Source organism: Mogibacterium timidum ATCC 33093 (assembly GCF_000525775.1).
Lineage (GTDB): Bacteria > Bacillota > Clostridia > Peptostreptococcales > Anaerovoracaceae > Mogibacterium > Mogibacterium timidum.
Genome location: NZ_JALU01000010.1, coordinates 12,565 through 30,102, shown reverse-complemented (window position 1 = coordinate 30,102; position 17,538 = coordinate 12,565). Strand labels below are relative to the sequence as shown.

14 protein-coding genes and 1 pseudogene are annotated in these 17,538 nt (G+C 34.5%); all 15 read right to left on the bottom strand.

Going from position 1 to position 17,538, the window contains the following annotated elements; translation table 11 throughout:
• Positions 1–114: 114 nt before the first annotated feature.
• A complete protein-coding gene (locus HMPREF0581_RS02730; RefSeq protein ID WP_036380167.1) occupies positions 115–828 on the bottom strand; it encodes a hypothetical protein in 714 nt (237 codons plus the stop codon).
• Positions 829–909: 81 nt separating this feature from the next.
• Positions 910–2,550 carry a MobQ family relaxase gene (gene mobQ, locus HMPREF0581_RS02725; RefSeq protein ID WP_036380165.1) on the bottom strand — a complete coding sequence of 547 codons (1,641 nt, stop codon included), beginning with the start codon at positions 2,548–2,550 and terminating at the stop codon, positions 910–912.
• A gap of 315 nt (positions 2,551–2,865) precedes the next feature.
• A complete protein-coding gene (locus HMPREF0581_RS02720; protein WP_036380163.1) occupies positions 2,866–3,240 on the bottom strand; it encodes a hypothetical protein in 375 nt (124 codons plus the stop codon).
• A gap of 85 nt (positions 3,241–3,325) precedes the next feature.
• A complete protein-coding gene (locus HMPREF0581_RS02715) occupies positions 3,326–3,742 on the bottom strand; it encodes a sigma factor-like helix-turn-helix DNA-binding protein (RefSeq protein WP_032462565.1) in 417 nt (138 codons plus the stop codon).
• Between the two features lie 141 nt (positions 3,743–3,883).
• Positions 3,884–5,431, bottom strand: coding sequence for an ABC transporter permease (locus HMPREF0581_RS02710; RefSeq protein WP_036380158.1), 1,548 nt, complete (start codon positions 5,429–5,431; stop codon positions 3,884–3,886).
• On the bottom strand, positions 5,428–6,138 hold the full coding sequence (locus HMPREF0581_RS02705; protein WP_036380156.1) for an ABC transporter ATP-binding protein: 711 nt from the start codon (positions 6,136–6,138) through the stop codon (positions 5,428–5,430). Before HMPREF0581_RS02705 ends, HMPREF0581_RS02710 begins: the two co-directional genes overlap by 4 nt.
• A 66-nt stretch (positions 6,139–6,204) precedes the next feature.
• Positions 6,205–7,092, bottom strand: coding sequence for an SdpI family protein (locus HMPREF0581_RS02695; protein ID WP_084645321.1), 888 nt, complete (start codon positions 7,090–7,092; stop codon positions 6,205–6,207).
• Complete coding sequence (locus HMPREF0581_RS02690; protein ID WP_036380154.1) at positions 7,082–7,357, bottom strand: autorepressor SdpR family transcription factor; 276 nt, start codon at positions 7,355–7,357, stop codon at positions 7,082–7,084. Before HMPREF0581_RS02690 ends, HMPREF0581_RS02695 begins: the two co-directional genes overlap by 11 nt.
• Before the next feature lie 197 nt (positions 7,358–7,554).
• Positions 7,555–9,390 carry a recombinase family protein gene (locus tag HMPREF0581_RS02685; protein WP_036380152.1) on the bottom strand — a complete coding sequence of 612 codons (1,836 nt, stop codon included), beginning with the start codon at positions 9,388–9,390 and terminating at the stop codon, positions 7,555–7,557.
• Positions 9,391–9,440: 50 nt separating this feature from the next.
• Positions 9,441–10,808, bottom strand: a pseudogene (locus HMPREF0581_RS02680) (DNA topoisomerase); the annotation flags it as partial.
• Between the two features lie 94 nt (positions 10,809–10,902).
• Positions 10,903–12,444 carry a CD1107 family mobile element protein gene (locus tag HMPREF0581_RS02675; protein WP_036380150.1) on the bottom strand — a complete coding sequence of 514 codons (1,542 nt, stop codon included), beginning with the start codon at positions 12,442–12,444 and terminating at the stop codon, positions 10,903–10,905.
• Positions 12,419–12,658, bottom strand: a complete 240-nt coding sequence (locus HMPREF0581_RS02670) for a hypothetical protein (protein ID WP_036380148.1) — start codon at positions 12,656–12,658, stop codon at positions 12,419–12,421. The genes HMPREF0581_RS02675 and HMPREF0581_RS02670 overlap by 26 nt, the downstream gene beginning before the upstream one ends.
• An 11-nt stretch (positions 12,659–12,669) precedes the next feature.
• Positions 12,670–14,802, bottom strand: coding sequence for a CHAP domain-containing protein (locus tag HMPREF0581_RS02665; RefSeq protein WP_036380145.1), 2,133 nt, complete (start codon positions 14,800–14,802; stop codon positions 12,670–12,672).
• A 3-nt stretch (positions 14,803–14,805) separates the two neighbouring features.
• A complete protein-coding gene (locus HMPREF0581_RS02660) occupies positions 14,806–17,235 on the bottom strand; it encodes a VirB4-like conjugal transfer ATPase, CD1110 family (RefSeq protein ID WP_036380143.1) in 2,430 nt (809 codons plus the stop codon).
• Positions 17,147–17,536 carry a PrgI family protein gene (locus HMPREF0581_RS02655; RefSeq protein WP_036380141.1) on the bottom strand — a complete coding sequence of 130 codons (390 nt, stop codon included), beginning with the start codon at positions 17,534–17,536 and terminating at the stop codon, positions 17,147–17,149. Before HMPREF0581_RS02655 ends, HMPREF0581_RS02660 begins: the two co-directional genes overlap by 89 nt.
• Positions 17,537–17,538 lie beyond the last annotated feature (2 nt).

Sequence of the window (17,538 nt, the reverse complement as noted above, 5' to 3'; positions counted from 1 at the left end):
TTTGTTTAAGGGATAAATTGAGTTTTAAGGCTTGATTTTTGTCTTGGATATACTTTGATACCTCTTTTAGTCTTAACGCTCTAAAAATGCCTTTACACTTACCTTGTATGATAGCTATAAATGTTCCCCCTTGTCATAATCTTCAAAAGTTGGAATCTTGTCGGTCTTTTTCTGTGATAGTTTATCCTTGTCTTGCTCATACCAGTTAAGGATAGTTACATAGTGGTCTTGATATGTCTTTCCGGTACTCTTGATATACCTTGACAGCTTTTCAATCATCATATCGGTATGACCTTGCAGCTTTTCTTTCAGCTTTCGGTATTCTTCTTCGGTTAATCGGATATTTTTATATTCTCCATAGGTTTTTGAATTGGGGGGCGGGGTACTTTCTTCTCTCCCCTTATCTATACTAACCTTATCTAATCTACCCTTATCTATACTGGGTTGACCACTTGTCAACCTTTGGTCAACCAAATGACAACCAACCTCTTTGATATACATTCCGTTTTTAGTTTGGGATAGGCTTTGCACCTCATTTTCATAAAGGGTCGGTTTATATCTGTCTTTACGGATAAAGTTGTTGATTTTCCAATGGGTAATGACAATAATCCCTTGTTCAAAGACAATCACAAAGCCTTTGGCAATAAGTATTTTCAGGTCATCTTCATTCGCTCCGATAATCTTGATGATTTTCTTAGGATTATTTACAAAGCCGTCATCATCTGCCCTCATTGATAGATGAAAATATAGGCATTGACTACTTAGTGGCATATCTAAAAATAAATCGCTATCTACTATCTTTAGTGAAAACATTCTTTTATCTGCCATTTTTCTCTCCTTTCGTTCCTCTTATGCACCGAAACAGTGCGTCTGCTTATCTTATTTATGATGTTATCCCATTTTGGGACTTCATCTTTCCTCTTTTCTGTAATAGTTCTTTGTCTTTTCCTTTCGTTTTTCATAAGCTTCTAGTTGCTCTTGATACTTCTTAATCTGTGCAATGACACTTGGTTTTTCTCCTCTCTTGATTGCCTTGTCAATCTCAATAGATAAGTCTATACCATAATCTTCATTGACTGTTTTTACGGCATACTTGATATGATTGATACTTTCGTATTCTTCTTTGACTTTTTGAGATTGTCTATTGAGTTTTGATATTTCACTTTCAAGGCTTTGAATTTCCTTTTCCCAATCTTTAGACTTAATCGCCGATGAGCCTGTTATCTTTTCAAGGATTGCCCTTGCTCTTTTATATTTATCTATCTCATCTTTATGGGAATTGTAAAAGCTATCTTTGAATAGGGATTTACTGTTCCATTCCTCAAAGACTTGTTTGTTATCTTTGATGATGTCCGCATAGGTAAAACATTTATTTAAGCTTTCTATCCTTGCGGTTTTTGCCTTAATGCCTTGACTAATCTTCTTATTTTTTGCTTGTAATGTACTTATCTTTTCTTGTAGGTCTGCTATGGTCTTTAATCCGTTATCTGATAAATATATCCTTGCTTTTGAAAATCGTCTTAAGTCTGCACCTATCTTTTTGTTGCTTGCATAAGGGTTTAACTTTCTTGCTTTTTCTCCCTGTAAGTCATAATAAATACTGATGTACTCATAGAGATTAAAGAGTTCCGCTTTATTCTCATATTCTTCTTTTTTCTCCTGTTTGTATTCATCATATTTTACTTGCAGACTTCCAAGTAACGAGCCTATCCAAGATGTAAGTTTGGATAGCTCCTCTTTTAATTTTCTAAATTCTAAATTCAAGGCGATGATTTTTCTGTTATGATTTCCTCTCTCTGTCAGTATGCCTTTTTTCTCCATTTGGTAGCTGCTTGTGCCTAAATGAATTTGAGGGAGTTCTTCTCTGCCTTGTTCTTCAAAGGTGCGTGGATCTATCCTTTTATCTATGCTGTTCCTTGCCAAGTATTCATTTGCTTTCTTTGAAAAGTTTTCTCTCCACTCTTTTGCTTTGTCCGGTTCGTTCCAATCATTTAAGTTTACTTTTCTTGATTTATAGTTTCCGCTTTTCAGTGTTATCTTTTCTCCGTTTTCATCAAGGATATATTCTTTTCTGCATTTCGGTTTCCATTTTCCCTCACTATCCATTTCTCTTAGGGTAAGTAAGATATGGGCGTGTGGTTGTTCTTCATGATCGCTTGCCATAGGATTATGAATATTACAGTCTGCTATCATACCTTTAGAAGTAAAGTTTTCTTCTATAAATTCACTGATTAACTTTATTCTCTCCTGTTCATTTAATTCTCTTGGCAGTTCAAAGAGTAGATTTCTTGCAAGTTGTGAATTTTTACTTTTTTCGATTTTCTCAACTTCATTCCATAGGTATTCTCTATTAGAAAACTCTTTTGGGATATGTTCCGGCAAGAATATTTTTGAGAATACAAGGTCTGTTTTTTTAGAATAGTCATGTGTTTTTCCATAGTATTCATCTTGTAACTTATCTCTTGCATTATATGCAGCTTTTGCAATCACGCTATGCCCCTTTGACCTTGCAACTATATCTACATGAGTATGCAAACTTTTGGTTTCCACTGTCTTTTTCTCCTTTATCTATTTTCAATTTTGGGATTTTACTATCCTAATGTTCAGGTCGTATCTTCGCTCCCTTTTTCAAAGGGCGCAAAGATACACCGACTACATTCGGTGCTTTGCGTTCCTGCGGAAAGCTATACGCTCCGCTAAGGAAACAAAAACGCTAAAGCATTTTTATTTGTTCAAGGGGGCTACTCCCCCTTAGACCCCTGTGAACTTTGCTTTTTGTAGATTTTTCAAATCCACAAAAAAGCAAAGTGTTAAAATGTTTCTCACTTTGCGCTATCTCAATTCCTAATACATTTTCTGTTTTTCTTATTCTTCATCAGTCGGTTCTTCAAAATCATCATTTCCGTTTTCTTCTCCAAGACTTGAATTTTCTTCTAAGGAGATTTCTTTTTCTCTTAAATGAATTTCTGTAAGTTCTTTTAACTTTTCTCTATTCCTGTTATCTGATAGTACATAGTCTAAAAAGTCATAGATTAAATCGTTATTTGTATCTTCTTGCCTACCTGTAATTTCTCTTTCAAAGGCTTCAAATACTCCACCTTTTTGTACCTTTCTTTTTGTTTCAGCATTCCTTTTAAGTTTGTTTATCTTTTGATTGAGTAACTTCGCTCTGTTCTGTGCCTTTTCTATTCTGTCGTTTTCTTTTTTTAATTGATCAATCGCTTTTTCTAACTCTTTCATTTTCATTCCTCCGTTTCAATATTGTTGCGTTCCAAATAAAGAAAGGCTAAGCACCTTTCTTTGATACTTAACCTTTCAGCATTTTTTAGAATTTATCTTCTAAAAGTTTTCTTAGTTTTTCTAAAATTTTATCCCTCCTTTTTCCGATTGCTTGATAGCTTACTTTTTCTTTTTTGCCAATCGACCTTAGACTTTCTTCTTTGTAGAAAATGGCTTCTATCAGCTCTCTTTCTTTTTTTGTGAGTGTAGCTAATGCCTTGTTTAATTCTTCAATTTGCATTTTGACTTCTACAATTTTTTCTAAGTCTATTCTTTCATCTATGATGTTGTCTACAAAGTGTCCGTCATAATCCAGTGCTGAAAACGGTATTACATTGTTTTTCCAATCTTTCTTGATAAGGTATTTTTCATGCTCGGTTATCTTCCAATAGGCTTTGTAGACTTCTTCACTGACCTTAACCGCTTTTCCTTTGACATAAAGGTAGTAATCTTTTTTGTCCATTGTGTAATCCTCCTTTTTCTGCTCTCTGATTTTGGTTTTTGAGAATAAAAAAGGAGGACTTCTACACTTTGGTGTAAAATATCCTCTTGAAAATATCCCTATATTTAATTTTATTATTAGTTCATTAGTATTTTCTTCACATCACTTGCAAAAATTTATAGATAGACTAACTCTATATAATTTTTGACAAACAATAAGCATTAAGGTGCATATTATAAGCATCGTTACTTGATATGACAAATGCAAGAAAATCATCATTATAACAGGAACTGCAATCATAAATATTGCAATAAGATTGGTTAGTATGGCTGCTGTACTATGCTTTATTACACTTATCTCATCATTCCATTTTAATTTCATATACCTTATGTTAAGATACAGTCCTACTACAGAAATAAATAACGAGTAACATATCGGAACAACCAATACCGAAATCATTTGAATCACATTTAATTTAACTTTCAAGAAAATCATTGTAACTGCGAAAAAATATCCTATAAAGTGTATTAAAATATTTACTGCTATTTTGCTGTTTACAACTTTTACAATAGACACTGGTGATGATTGCAATATCCATAGGTTGTTGCCTTCCAACGATATAGAGGATGATGTAGTGCAAGACATTATTAGAAACGAAGCAATAACCAATGATCCGTATTGAGTAAGGATCAATTCCAATGAGCTTATTCCAAACAGATTTTCTATATTAGAAATTCCAAATAGAATACATCCACACGATACAAAACACAAAACCATAATTCCCAAAGAAGTATTTATTACATAACTGCTTGAGCCTAAATACCGTCTCAATTCTTTTTCAAACAATGCTCTAAATGGTGTCTTTATCTTAATAGTTAAGTTAGCATCTCTTTTCCCTTGAGAACTTCTATTTAGAAACAGGTGTATTTTATCATAATTTTTCATCGTCAAAGTACAATACAAACCGAATATTACAGCTGAAGCTAACACGAAAATAGCAATTCCAATGTATAAACTTTCTCCTATATAAAATAACTTTGCTAAAGGAAATATTTTTATAAGCTTATTCTCAATAATTTTTTCTAATGCTGAATATTTCGCCCCACGATTCATTGATATAGCTATAAAATATCCCATGAAAAGCAAGAATGATAATATGATATTCACAATATTTTTTCTTTTACATAAACTACCTAACATCTCGATTAAAATCGCTAAACCAGAAGCTACACACATAGGGATGATAGGGATAATTATGCTTGTTACTAAAAAAATAAAAAATAGTTCAATTGAGATGTATTGTTTAAATACTAATAACATCACATCCGGTAACAATATGCTTTCGCATATAATTAAATCTATTAAATATAGTATAAAAAACTTACTTGCAATGATTTCAGATTTTTTTACCGGGAAAGAACTAAGCATTTCAAAGTCTTTGTTATAAAAGAAAATAGAATTACTTTTAAAAATCGTTGCTAAAACCACAAAGAAAAATGATATGGAGACCCCATATGATACAGCATACTTATATAAACCCATTTCTATAATCGATTTTATTGAAAAAAAATTATACAAACAAACCAACAAAAATACAGAAAATAAACTTAATGAAGTATATATCAATGTTTCTTTTTTATTTCTCTCTTCGTTTCCGATATTAAGGAGATTAATAACTTGATTTTTTACAAGTATGATAGTATTTTTCATTTTTTAATCATCTCCATAAAATATTGCTCTAATCCATCAGAATTTTTTAATATTTCTGTTGTTTCCCCTTCAACAATCAAATGTCCATTATCTATCATGGCAATCTTATTACACAACTTTTCTGCAACTTCTAAAACATGTGTTGAAAAGAAAATTGCTCCACCATTTCTCGCTAATTTTCTCATTTCTTCTTTTAGCAAATATGATGATTTAGGATCTAATCCCACAAAAGGCTCATCCATTACTAATAACTTAGGGGAATGAATCAATGCTGAGATAATTACAATTTTTTGTTTCATCCCATGTGAATAGGATGAAATTCTATTGTTTAGAAAGGATTTCATTTCAAACAAGTTTGAGAAATACTCTAACTTTTCTTCTCTTATATTTTTTTCGACCTCGTATAAATCAGATACAAAATTGGCATATTGAAATCCTGTCAAGTTTTCATATACATCCGGATTATCCGGTATATAAGCGATATCTTTTTTATAAATTTCATTTTTTCTGTTTACTTTTTTACCATTAACAATGATTTCACCATCAAAATCATGGATTCCCACGATAGCCTTTATAGTTGATGTCTTACCTGAACCATTAGAGCCAATAAAAGCATATATATCACCCGCTTCTACTGTTAAATTTAAGTTAGCAATTGCAACATGACCATTACTATAGGTTTTCGAAAAATTACTTATTTTCAGCATAATTCCTCCTAAAAATAGCCCCAGCAGAATAATCTGTCTGGAGCTATTTTACTCTGCACTATGTTCTTATCTCAAAGCTAAAAATATTACCAAGAAACTAATTGCTATTACACTTAATGGTACAAGATAGTATTTCCATGTTGCTTTTTCACTTCCTTGAAACTTCGCAAATGCAATAAAGTTAATAAGTAAATATGCAAATGGGGCTCCGTAAGTTAAATAATTTTTAGCAATCGTACCATTAACATTTCCAGATGAATCCCAGTGTACCGGTACTACATCTGGTAAATTTTTGCCAAATACCAAGAAAATGCCAACTGTGGCTAAGCATAAAATACTACTGATAATTAGGTGCTTAATCTTTGATGATTTCATTTTTTTCTCCTTTTCTTTTTTTAATAACACAATGGAATATATCAACGGAATAACATATAGCAACATTACGTAACTCACTATCCAAAACCATTTATTTGAAACTCCAAGAGAGAGCATCAAAACGCCAGATAAAATCCACAAATAACCTGCCAACCTATGCACTTTAAACCATAGTACAGGTTTATCTAAAAGCCAGAAAAATTTTAGACCTACAAACCGACTTGGCTTTGTTTTAGGCAAATAATTTCCAACTGCGATAATAATTAAAGCTACTAATACATGAATTATTTTCTGAGTATAGTTTTCATTCGATTGATTAAGAATATACTTCCCATATTGTGATATGGCGAATAGCACAGGAACGCTCATCGCAATAGGCAATACTAATTTATGCGGTAACCTATCTTTTTCTGCAAGTCTGCCAGATATAATACCTAAAACTATACTAAATACTGAGATTATCATTGGTAATATAAACAACTTATAGAAACTAATTCCTCCGTTTCCATTAGTTAGTAGATATATACTTCCTGAAAAACTAATCAGTATAATTACCACATACCATTTTTTATTCTTCATTTTCCACCCCTTGAAACTGCGACAACCAAATTATCAATTCTTCAAATACAGATATATTTATGTCATAATATATGAAATTCTTATACTTCCTCTCCGTTACTAACTCCGCTTTCTTTAGCAAGGATAAATGATAAGAAATGGTTGAATTAGATAAATCATATTTCTCAGCAATCTCTCCCGCTGTAAGTGATTTTTGCTTTAAGGAAAGTAAAATATCACGCCTTACGGGATCTGCTAATGCCTTAAATGTATTCGGAAATCCCACTAAAATTACCTCTTCTAATTTTTTAAATAACTCCAAAAACTATTTCGATATATTTCTAAATAGATTGTACTACCACAAGCAAAATATGTCAATTCTATTTCGAAAATATTCGAATCTTTTTTTACTCAAATCAAATATTAACTATTAAGTTAATACCCTTATACTCACTTAGTTGTATTCCGCTCTTTTTCATCTTTTTAAGTTTCTCCTATTTGAGTTACTCTCTTGCCTTGCATCTCTTCACATATTCCCTCTGCTTCAATTCTATCCTTTACCTTTTTCATATACCTATAATTGTACTCACGCTTCTTTTCTCTCTTTTTCCTTAGTTTTTCGAGTTCCTCAAGTTCTTCTTTTGTAGGCTCTTTCTTCGGCATTTCAAACTTACCAATAAAATTTAGGTATATTTCAACTTCCTGTATCCTCTCACAATTCTCCCATTTCCCCTCGTGAACTACTATCTTATCGACAAATTCATTGATCATTTGGGTTGTGAGTTCGCTAAAGTCAGTATATTTCTTTACAAGTGCGATAAACTTGTCGGCTCTGATACTGTCTTCTTCAAAATCTCTTAATGTGTCTTTTGTTTGCTCTATTGATTTTTCTAATGCTGTTTGTTCTGTTTCAAAATCTTTTAACATCATATCAAAATGCTTATTAGAAAGTTTTCCGCTTACATTATCTTCATATAGCTTTCGGATTAAACTATTTATTTCAGATATTCTTTTTTCTTCTTTTGCTAATCTTTTCTTTAATAGCTTTGATGTTTTTTCCTGTTGCTCCTTTGATGTTGAATATACTTTTTTAATAAATTCTTCTTCATTCAATTTTACATATTCACTTACTTCCTTTATGGTATCTAAAACTAATTTATTGATAACTTCACTTCGGATATAGTGTGATGAGCATTTTTCTTCAAAATTTCCTCTTGCCAAGTTATAGGTTGAACAAATATATTCATCTTTTAGAGGACGCCTTTTATCTGTTTTTCTTCCTAACCAATCCCTCTTAAATCCTGCTTTTCCACGATGGTTATACATTTTAGCTCCACAATCTGCACAAAAAACAAGTCCGGTTAATGGATTTGCTATCCCTACGCTATCTGTTCTTCTAATGGTCTTTCTAAGTTTTTGAACTGTATTAAAGGTTTCTTCATCAATAATGGCTTCTTGTGTGTTTTCAAAGATTATCCATTCGTCTTTGGGTGTTTTCTTGCTTTTATGACTTTTGTAGGACTCTTTGTAGGTACGAAAGTTCACAGTATGTCCCATATACTCAGGTCTACTTAGAATATTGCTTATGGTTGTTCCTCTCCAAAGATATGGCTCTGTTGAGTTATAGTTAGATATATGGTTTCCCATTCCTCTTTGAGCAAGATAATATGACGGTCTTTCAACTTTTTCTTCTGTTAGAATCTTGGCTATTTGATACGGACCGTTTCCCTCTAAACTCATCTGAAATATGCGTCTTACTACTTCAGCAGCTTCTTCATCAATAATCCATTTGCTTGGATTGTCTTTATCTTTACGATAGCCATAGATAGCATGGTTTGATGTATGATGTCCTCCCTCCAATCCTCTTGACTTTAATACGCTCTTTATCTTTTTACTGGTATCTCTGATGTACCATTCATTCATAATATTTAGAAATGGAGCAAATTCGGCACTTTCTGTTTTATTGCTATCAACACTATTTGCGACAGCTATAAAGTGTACTCCCTTTTCTCTGAACATCACTTCGGTATAAAAGCCTACCTGAAGATAATCACGACCGACACGACTCATATCCTTAACTATCACAGTATCTATGATGTTATTTTCCACTCCCTCAATGAGTTTCTTCCAAGCCGGTCTTTCAAATGAGCCTCCTGAATATCCGTCATCGGTAAAATGCAAGATATTGGTATAGCCATTTTTATTAGCATAATCTTCAAGCATTTTCTTTTGGTTTATAATTGAATTACTGTCCCCTACCATTTCATCATCACGAGAAAGTCTTTCGTAGAGGGCAGTTATCTTTTTGTTTGTAGCCATTGACTTTTCCCCCTTTTTATTTTTCTAATCTACACTTCATAGAATATAACCTCAGTAAAGTGTTTCGGAGGTTGGGTAAATTTTTCTTTAACCTCTTTATTTTCAACGCTCAAAACATCACCAACACTTACATCGGGCAATACAGCATCTTCACTCTTTTTTGATTTGTATTCTTTAAGGTATTTGCTAAAGCCTTCATCCTTAATTACCTTGCCTGAACTTGTAAATTCAAAACCGTCAAATGAAGCTACAATCTTTGTTGTATTTTCAATGAGTGGATAACCTACACTTGCGTGAAATTTATCGGATATAAGAAAGTAAACTTTAGCTTCGCTTAGAGGAAGCTTAGAAACATCTTCCTTTAATGAACTGATTGTCGGAATAATAGCGTGGTGATCCGTAACCTTTTTAGAGTTAAATACCGTCTTGATGCGCCCTGTATCAAAGTCATTTTTGCCCAAAATGTTATTGATGGTACTTGTAATCATATCCTCTGTTAAACACCTGCTGTCCGTTCTTGGATAAGTAATCAGTTTCTTTTCATACAGGCTTTGAGCATAGTCAAGTGTCTGCTTGGCACTATATCCAAAATATTTATTGCACTCCCTTTGAAGTGTTGTCAAGTCAAAAGGCAAATCGGGCTTTGTTATTTTCTCTTTTTGAATAATATTGGTTATTTCAATCTTATCGCCTACTAAATTTAAGAGCTGTTCAGCAGCAACTTCATCATCAATTCTGTCTGTGGAGAGTGTAAATCCATTCATAGAAAGCTCTACTGTGTAATATTTTTCTTTCTGATAATTTGCTATCTCATCATCTCTTTTTACAATCATGGCAAGGGTAGGTGTCTGCACTCTGCCAACACTGTAATTTTGCTGATACAGACAAGAGTAGAGCCTACTAATATTAATTCCGACTAACCAATCCGCAATAGCTCTTGCCTGTGCCGATTCAAAGAGATTATCATAGTCTTTTCCGTCTGTTAGGTTATCAAAACCCTCTTTAATCGCACTATCTTCCATAGAAGAAATCCAAAGGCGTTTCATCTTCTTTTTACAATTCACTTGATTATATACAAGTCTAAAAATACTTTCTCCCTCACGCCCTGCATCGCACGCATTGATAACCGTATCAACCTCCTTATCATTCATCAGCTTTTTAAGAATGTTAAACTGCTTCTTGGTTGCCTTTGCTACTTCATACTTGTAGTCGCTCGGAATAATCGGTAAATCAGCCATATTCCACTTGGCGTACTTTTCATCATAAGCATCCGGATTTGCCATTTGAATTAGGTGTCCAACGCACCAGCTCACCCTATATCCGTTTCCTTCATAATATCCGTCTTTCTTTTTATTTGCTCCAATAACCTTTGCAATGGAGATTGCAACACTCGGCTTTTCTGCAATAACTAACTTCATCTATGTTTTCCTCCTGTTATAAATCAAAATAGGGCGAAAGATGTTACTCTCCCGCCCTAACTTTGCACCCAAAATAATATGTTTTTAGGTGCGTTTATTCTTCATCTTCTACTTCATCTGCATCATTTATTTCTTCCTCGCTTTCAGATTCAGAAAAGAAATCATCATCTTCCTCCTCTAAGGCTTCAAGTTCTTTATCTTCTTTCTTTTTCACAACCTTAAAATAGTAGCCTGCTCCTAATGCACCACCTACTACAAGAAGCAAAATAATATAGGTTCCTAAATTACTCTTTTCGTTCTTCTTCTCAGGCTTTACTTCTTCCTTAACAGGTTCTTCTTTTACTACTTCCTGCTTTGGTGCTTCTTTTTTCTCCACCATGTTAAGCAAATCATCTTCAGATACTTCCGTAAGAAGCATTACATTCTCACTATCTTCATCATGATTGATGATTAAATGAAAAGTCTTACCGTTTTTCGTTTGAAAGGTAATAAACTGCCTTGCATCTGCCGAATACTGATCCGTTTCTTTGTTATCGCTGCTATCTCCATGATGAATCGGATACTCCTTATTTGCATTATCTTTATTCTCCGTAACGGATGCTCTCGCCTTTGACGGAGATGAAGCTACTCCCTTGTTGGTGTTTACACTCTTACTTGCAGACCCCATTGATGAATCCTGACTGTTATTCGCAGGAGCTTTTGCCGTTAACTTATTGGGATAGCGAACTTCCTTTTCTTTCTCCTTTACTTCCGTTTTGCCTTTACCGGTATCCTTTGTAGTATTACCTGAGCTTACCGAATCCGATGAGCCTTTACCGGTACTACTTACAGAAGTCTGTGGTGTTTGAGGAGAAATACCTGAACTTGTCTTAATTCCGGAAATAGGACTAATCGGTGTAACTGATTGTGATGTTACAGGAGCTTTATTTGTTTCAGTTGCCTTTTTCTCAAGCTCTTTCACCTTTTCCGTCAGCTTATCTATTTCCTTTTTCATATCTTCTGATAAGTCCTTATTTCCCTTATCTTTCTTCATTTTTTCTTTCAGGCTATCAATTTCATCTTCAAGGTCTTTAATTTTATTCTTTTGCTTATCACTTAATTTGTCTTTGTCCTTAAGTTCGCAATTTAACTTATCAAGTTTATCCTGAAGCTCTTTTGCCTCTTTTTCTATTTTTGAAATATCGTCTTTAGAAAGCTCTGTCTGCGTTCCCTTATCTTCCGTCTGAGTGCATTTATCCTGCTTTGGCTTTTCTTCTTCCGTCTGCGTTTCCTTATTCTTAACCTCTATCTTTGCTATCTTACGGATAATCTCATCTTTTCCATCTCCCTTTACCTCATAAAACAGAAATTCATCAATGAATTTCATATCATCTGGGAGCATTGGAAGATCTCCGCTATCAATAGGTTGTCCTTTCTCAGCCTTTATCTTTTCTTCCTTAAAGACCTTTTCATCTTCAAAGATATACCTTACATTTACTTCAACTTCCGTTTGAACAGCTTCGTTTTTTGTTGGAGCTTCAGATTTTTGCTCCTGTGCATAAACAACCGTCCAAAGACCTAAAATACAACTAATACTTACAATTACCGCAAGTGCTACCGTCCAAAACTTATTATTCTTTTTCAAACTGGTTTTCATTTGTTTTCTCCTTTTTCATTTCTGCTTTTTGTCTGTTTACCTTTGCCATCAAATCGCTGATTGTGATGTTATTCTTTCTGCAAATGGCAATGATTTCTTCATTTTCAAGCTCTTCTTCACGAATGAATAAAGGCTCCAATTCTTCATCAATCAGAGCCTTTTTATCCTTTAACTTCTTTATTCTGTTTTTTACTGTTGTAAGTTCCTTTTTCAAATTGTTACCTCCTATTTCTTTACATTTGGCGGAAAACCGAATCCTACGGGATGGTGCTTACAAAATGTTGCTATCCAATCATCTAAGGTAGTTACTCTTATTCGACCGATGTTATCAATCACTTTTCCATCTCCAATGTAAATACCTACATGACCATAGGTAAGCCCTGCACTGCTTCCGCTACTGCTGCTTTCAACTGCCACAAGCATTCCGACCTTGAGCTTTGACCTGTCTGATGTAAAGGTATAGTTTCGGTACATATCACAGGCATTCCCGCCTATATATCCAAGTCCTGCATTTTGATAGACCTGTGATACCCACATGGCACACCAGCCTGCACCCGGAGATGGCGTAATGTATGCAGCATTAACAATCTTCTTTTGTACTTCCGTAGATGCCTCATACTCTTTTCCACCGCCGATACCTCCATTTGCACTGATAAGGTCAGAATTACCAAAGGCTTCTCCCATATTGCCTTGTGCAAGGAACAAGGCTTCATAGTGCTTTAGATTATCGGGATAGTTTGCAAAGACCTTTCGGATAATACTGTCCATCTCTTTTTTATTAAGCGTTACGATGAGTTTTTTATACTCATAAGGTTCTTCGTGGCTTTCGGTATATTCATTGCCATCTTCATCGGTATAGGTTTTTGTAACCGTCCTGTATCTGATTTCAATTTCTTCCCTATACTCAAGGTCATACATGGACTCAAATAATTCTTTTAATATGGATTCTACTTCCGATACACTCTTTACCTCTCCACACCTTGATGTAATGTAGGATAAAAGCTCATGGACATTATGACCGATGTATTCTGTATTATTTAAGATATATTCATCATATCCGGGATAATTTTCTTTCACATGGTCAACTTCACTTTGAAGCTCACCCTCCATATCTGAAAATTTCTGATTGATTTCACTTAGGACATTTGGCTTTGATAAATAGCTTGTTGTAAGCACAGAGCTTGTAGAATTCATAAAGCCTGTCATTCCCGTTCCTGCAAAGTTAATCACAAAAGTCCCTAAGATAATGATACCTATGAAAATAAGCATTAGTCCTTTTGCTTTTCGGATAATCATATCCTTTGAACTTTTCAGTGTTCCGATAAGTCCCTCTTTAATTCGATCTCTAAGCCTTGACTTATTCTCACGAGAAATTGCTGCCTTTACCTGATTTTTCTTTTGAAATCTTTTATATGCACTTGCTCTTTTATACTCATCCGTCTTTTTCAGTTCCTTTTTAGCATCACGAAATTCCAACTTTGACTTACGCTTTCTGATTTTATAGTTCTTATTTGTAAGGTCATAGCCTCTTTTAGCTCTTTTCTTATCAGAATATTTCTTTATGCCATGAATGAGTTTCGAGCTTGCATCCGCCGTCTTTTCTCCTGCTTCTACCCCTTTATTTTCATCACTTCCATGAGAAAGGTAATCTCTTACGGTTTCACTTCCTTTGGCAAGTCCTGACAGGGCAGATACCTTTACCATATCCTTTTTGACCTTTTTCTTTTGGTCTTTTGAAAGACTGCTATGTTCTTTTTCGCTTATAGTATCTTTCCCTGTCTTTTTACCTTCAGATTTATTTTCCTTTGGCACATCTTCTTTTTTTCTTGTATAAAGGCTATCGGTGTAGTTTTTCCTCTTATACCTGCTCTTTTGAGCCTTATGATTTTTAGAGGAACTTCCAATAAACTCATCTTTTTTATGGAGATTGTCATCTACATCATAGGTCGATTCAAAGTCGTCGCTGTCCCTAAAGTCATTATCGTACCTGTCTATGATTCCATCATTATCAAGGTCTTGCCCCAAAGGATCATAGATTTTCCCGTTCTTTACCTCAGTATCATAATCGGTTTTCCCTGTTTCATTTAAAGAATTTACGCTGACTTTATCGGAAACCCTATACTTTGCATTTCTTTTAGAAGCCCCCTCTATCTGCTCATTTTCAGATCTTACCTTGCTTATCTTCTCATGAACCTTGTCCTGAAATCTGTCTTTGTCATGGATGATTTTTTCTCTGTAATCATCGTTATGCTTTAGTTTACTTTCTTCAGGTATCGTATCTGTTTTACTATGAAGCATCTCTCTTTCAAGACTTGCCTTATGCCTTTCCCTAAAATCCTTTTTCAGCTTCCTATCCATAAGCTACCTCACTTCTTCAGGCTTGGTAGTCATCTTCTGATAAAGAATTGTATCTTTCGGAAACTTATCAATGAAAGGCACAATGGTATTTCCAAAGAAAAGTAGTCCCTCACCTTCATTTGAATTAGTAACATATCTGAGCTGTGGAAGTGAGATTTTAAGTTTCCTTGCTAAGATTTCTCTATCTCCCGAAGCCTGATTTAGCATTAAGACAAAGTCCGTATTATCAAAGATATTTTCTATCTCCTTACTCATAAGTAGGTCTTTGACATTTTGCGTGATACCTGTCGGGATACCTCCCCATTTTCTAAAGCGCTTCCAAATCTCAACCGAATACGATGCTGTCTGCTCATCTTTTAAAAGTAAATGAAACTCGTCGATATAGTATCTTGTCGCTTTGTTTCCTCTGTTTTGGGATACCTTGTTCCACACCTGATCCTGAATGACAAGCATTCCTATTTTCTTTAATTGACTTCCAAGTTCTTTAATATCAAAACAAAGCAGCTTCTTATTTAAATCCACATTTGACCTGTGATTAAAGACATTAAGAGAACCTGATACATAGATTTCCATCTCTGTTGCCAGCTTCTTACCGACCTTTTCTTCCTGCCCTTTTAACATATCGTATAGATCTTGGAGTATTGGCATATTATCAGGAGTCGGATTTTCAAAATACTTTTCATAAATCTTTGGCAGGCATCTATCTATAACGGACTTTTCTTCTGCTGTAAGACCACTACCGCCTACTACAAGCTCAAGCATACTCATGATAAAGTTTGCCTTGTCTTTCAGCGGTGCATCCCCATCACCGTAGTTCATGTTTATATCAAGGGGATTCAGGTAATCCTTTGACTTACTGCTGACCTTAATGACTTCTCCCTTAAACTGCCTTACGAGGTTTCCATACTCGCCCTCCGGATCGCAGATAATCACATCATCATCTGTTACTAAAATCGCATTTGCCATTTCTCTTTTGGCACTAAAGGATTTACCGCTGCCCGGAGTTCCGAGGATTAGACCGTTTGGGTTCTTTAATTTCTTTCTATCTGCCATAATCAGGTTATGGCTTAGGGCATTTAGTCCGTAGTAAAGACTATTACTTGAATTGATAAAAAGCTCCTCTGTGGTAAATGGCATAAATACTGCTGTTGAGGAACTTGTTAGTCCTCTATCTATCTCAATCTTATTTACACCAAGAGGCAGCACGCTCACTAAACCTTGTTCCTGCGTATGGTCAAGTCTTTTCAGCTTACAGTTATGCTTATTTGCAATAGAGCTTATTTGAGCAATCGTGTTATCAAGCTTTTGCACTGTCCTTGCAAAATTCATAAAGACGATACTTACTACAAACATTCGCTCATCTCTTGTCTGCAAGTCTTTTAAGAGGCTCTTTACATCCTCACCATAGGTAATTAAGTCCGATGGAAGAATGTCCATATCATAACCGCTTCTTACCGCCTTCTTATTTTCCTCAATCTTCATCTTATCAATATCAGTGTTTTTTCGTTTTACCATCTTAATGGCTTCCGATTGGTCGATTGCCCTAATATGAAATGAAATATTGATGTTATCGTCAATATCCAAAAACTCGGATAACATCCTATCTGAAAGCTCACTGGCAAGGATTTGAAAATGACTTGTTGCTCCAATGAATTTGCCAAACTTAAAGTATCTACTCGGTGTAAAGTTAAACTCATCAGGCACAATATATGTCTTTGTGCTTTCTCTTTTCTTTAGGTCTTTGTAGGAAAATTCAAAGGTCTTATTCGGATTTAAAACATCATGAAGTATCTTTAGCCTTTCTTCTCCGTTTAGGCTTTCTGCTCTCACACCCATGCTCTTTAGATTAGATAATATATCTATCTCCAGTCTTTCAAGTTTTGATGTTGCCTGTTCTAAATTATCCGCTTCCACTGTAAAGGTTACATACTTTGATTTTTTAAGTCCGTTATTTCCCTTTACAATCTGGCTTTTAAGCATTTCTCGAAACTCAAGGCGTATATCGTCAAAACCGTCTTTTTTATCCGGTATTTGAATTGCCGATTTCATTTCCTCGTTTCGTCCAAGTTGATTGATGTAGGAAAACTGAATCGCTATGCTCGGATCAAAGGAATTTAGAAAGTTTGCAAACTGATTGAAAATAAGGTCTCTATCCTCATCTAAGGCAAGCTGATAGTTAATGTCCTGAAAGGCTATACTTTTACTGAAGTGCCTTTCATCAAGCTGGCATATTCCGCTTTTTAAAAGCCTTAGATAGGGAATGGTATCTTCTACCGTATATCTTTTCGGTTCTTTCTTAAAGATAAGGTCAAGGATTCCTCCCTTATCTTTTTTTGACTTGCAATTACTTTTCTTTAAGTCCCGCTTTTGACTTCTCAATGCCTTTTCGTTTTGCATGAGTTTTATTTGCTGAATTTTTCTTTTCTTGTTCAAGGTAAACCTCCTTTCTCACTCTCTTTTTTGGCTGATAAAACTTATGAAGGTAGATGTGCTTAAAATATTTCTCAAAGGTCAGTCCGTCCTTTTCAAATAGTGTGATGAAAAAGATAGGAAGTGTGGACACAATGAGAAATATAACGGCTATATCGTTTGGTACTACCTTTCTCATAAATAAATAGACAGGTATTCCAACAAGTCCTGCAATGGTAAATCCTATGAGCTGCCTTTTTGTAAGGTTAAAGGCTACCTTTGTCTTTACCTTCTTTAAGTCCTTGGGTATTGGTACATACGCCATAA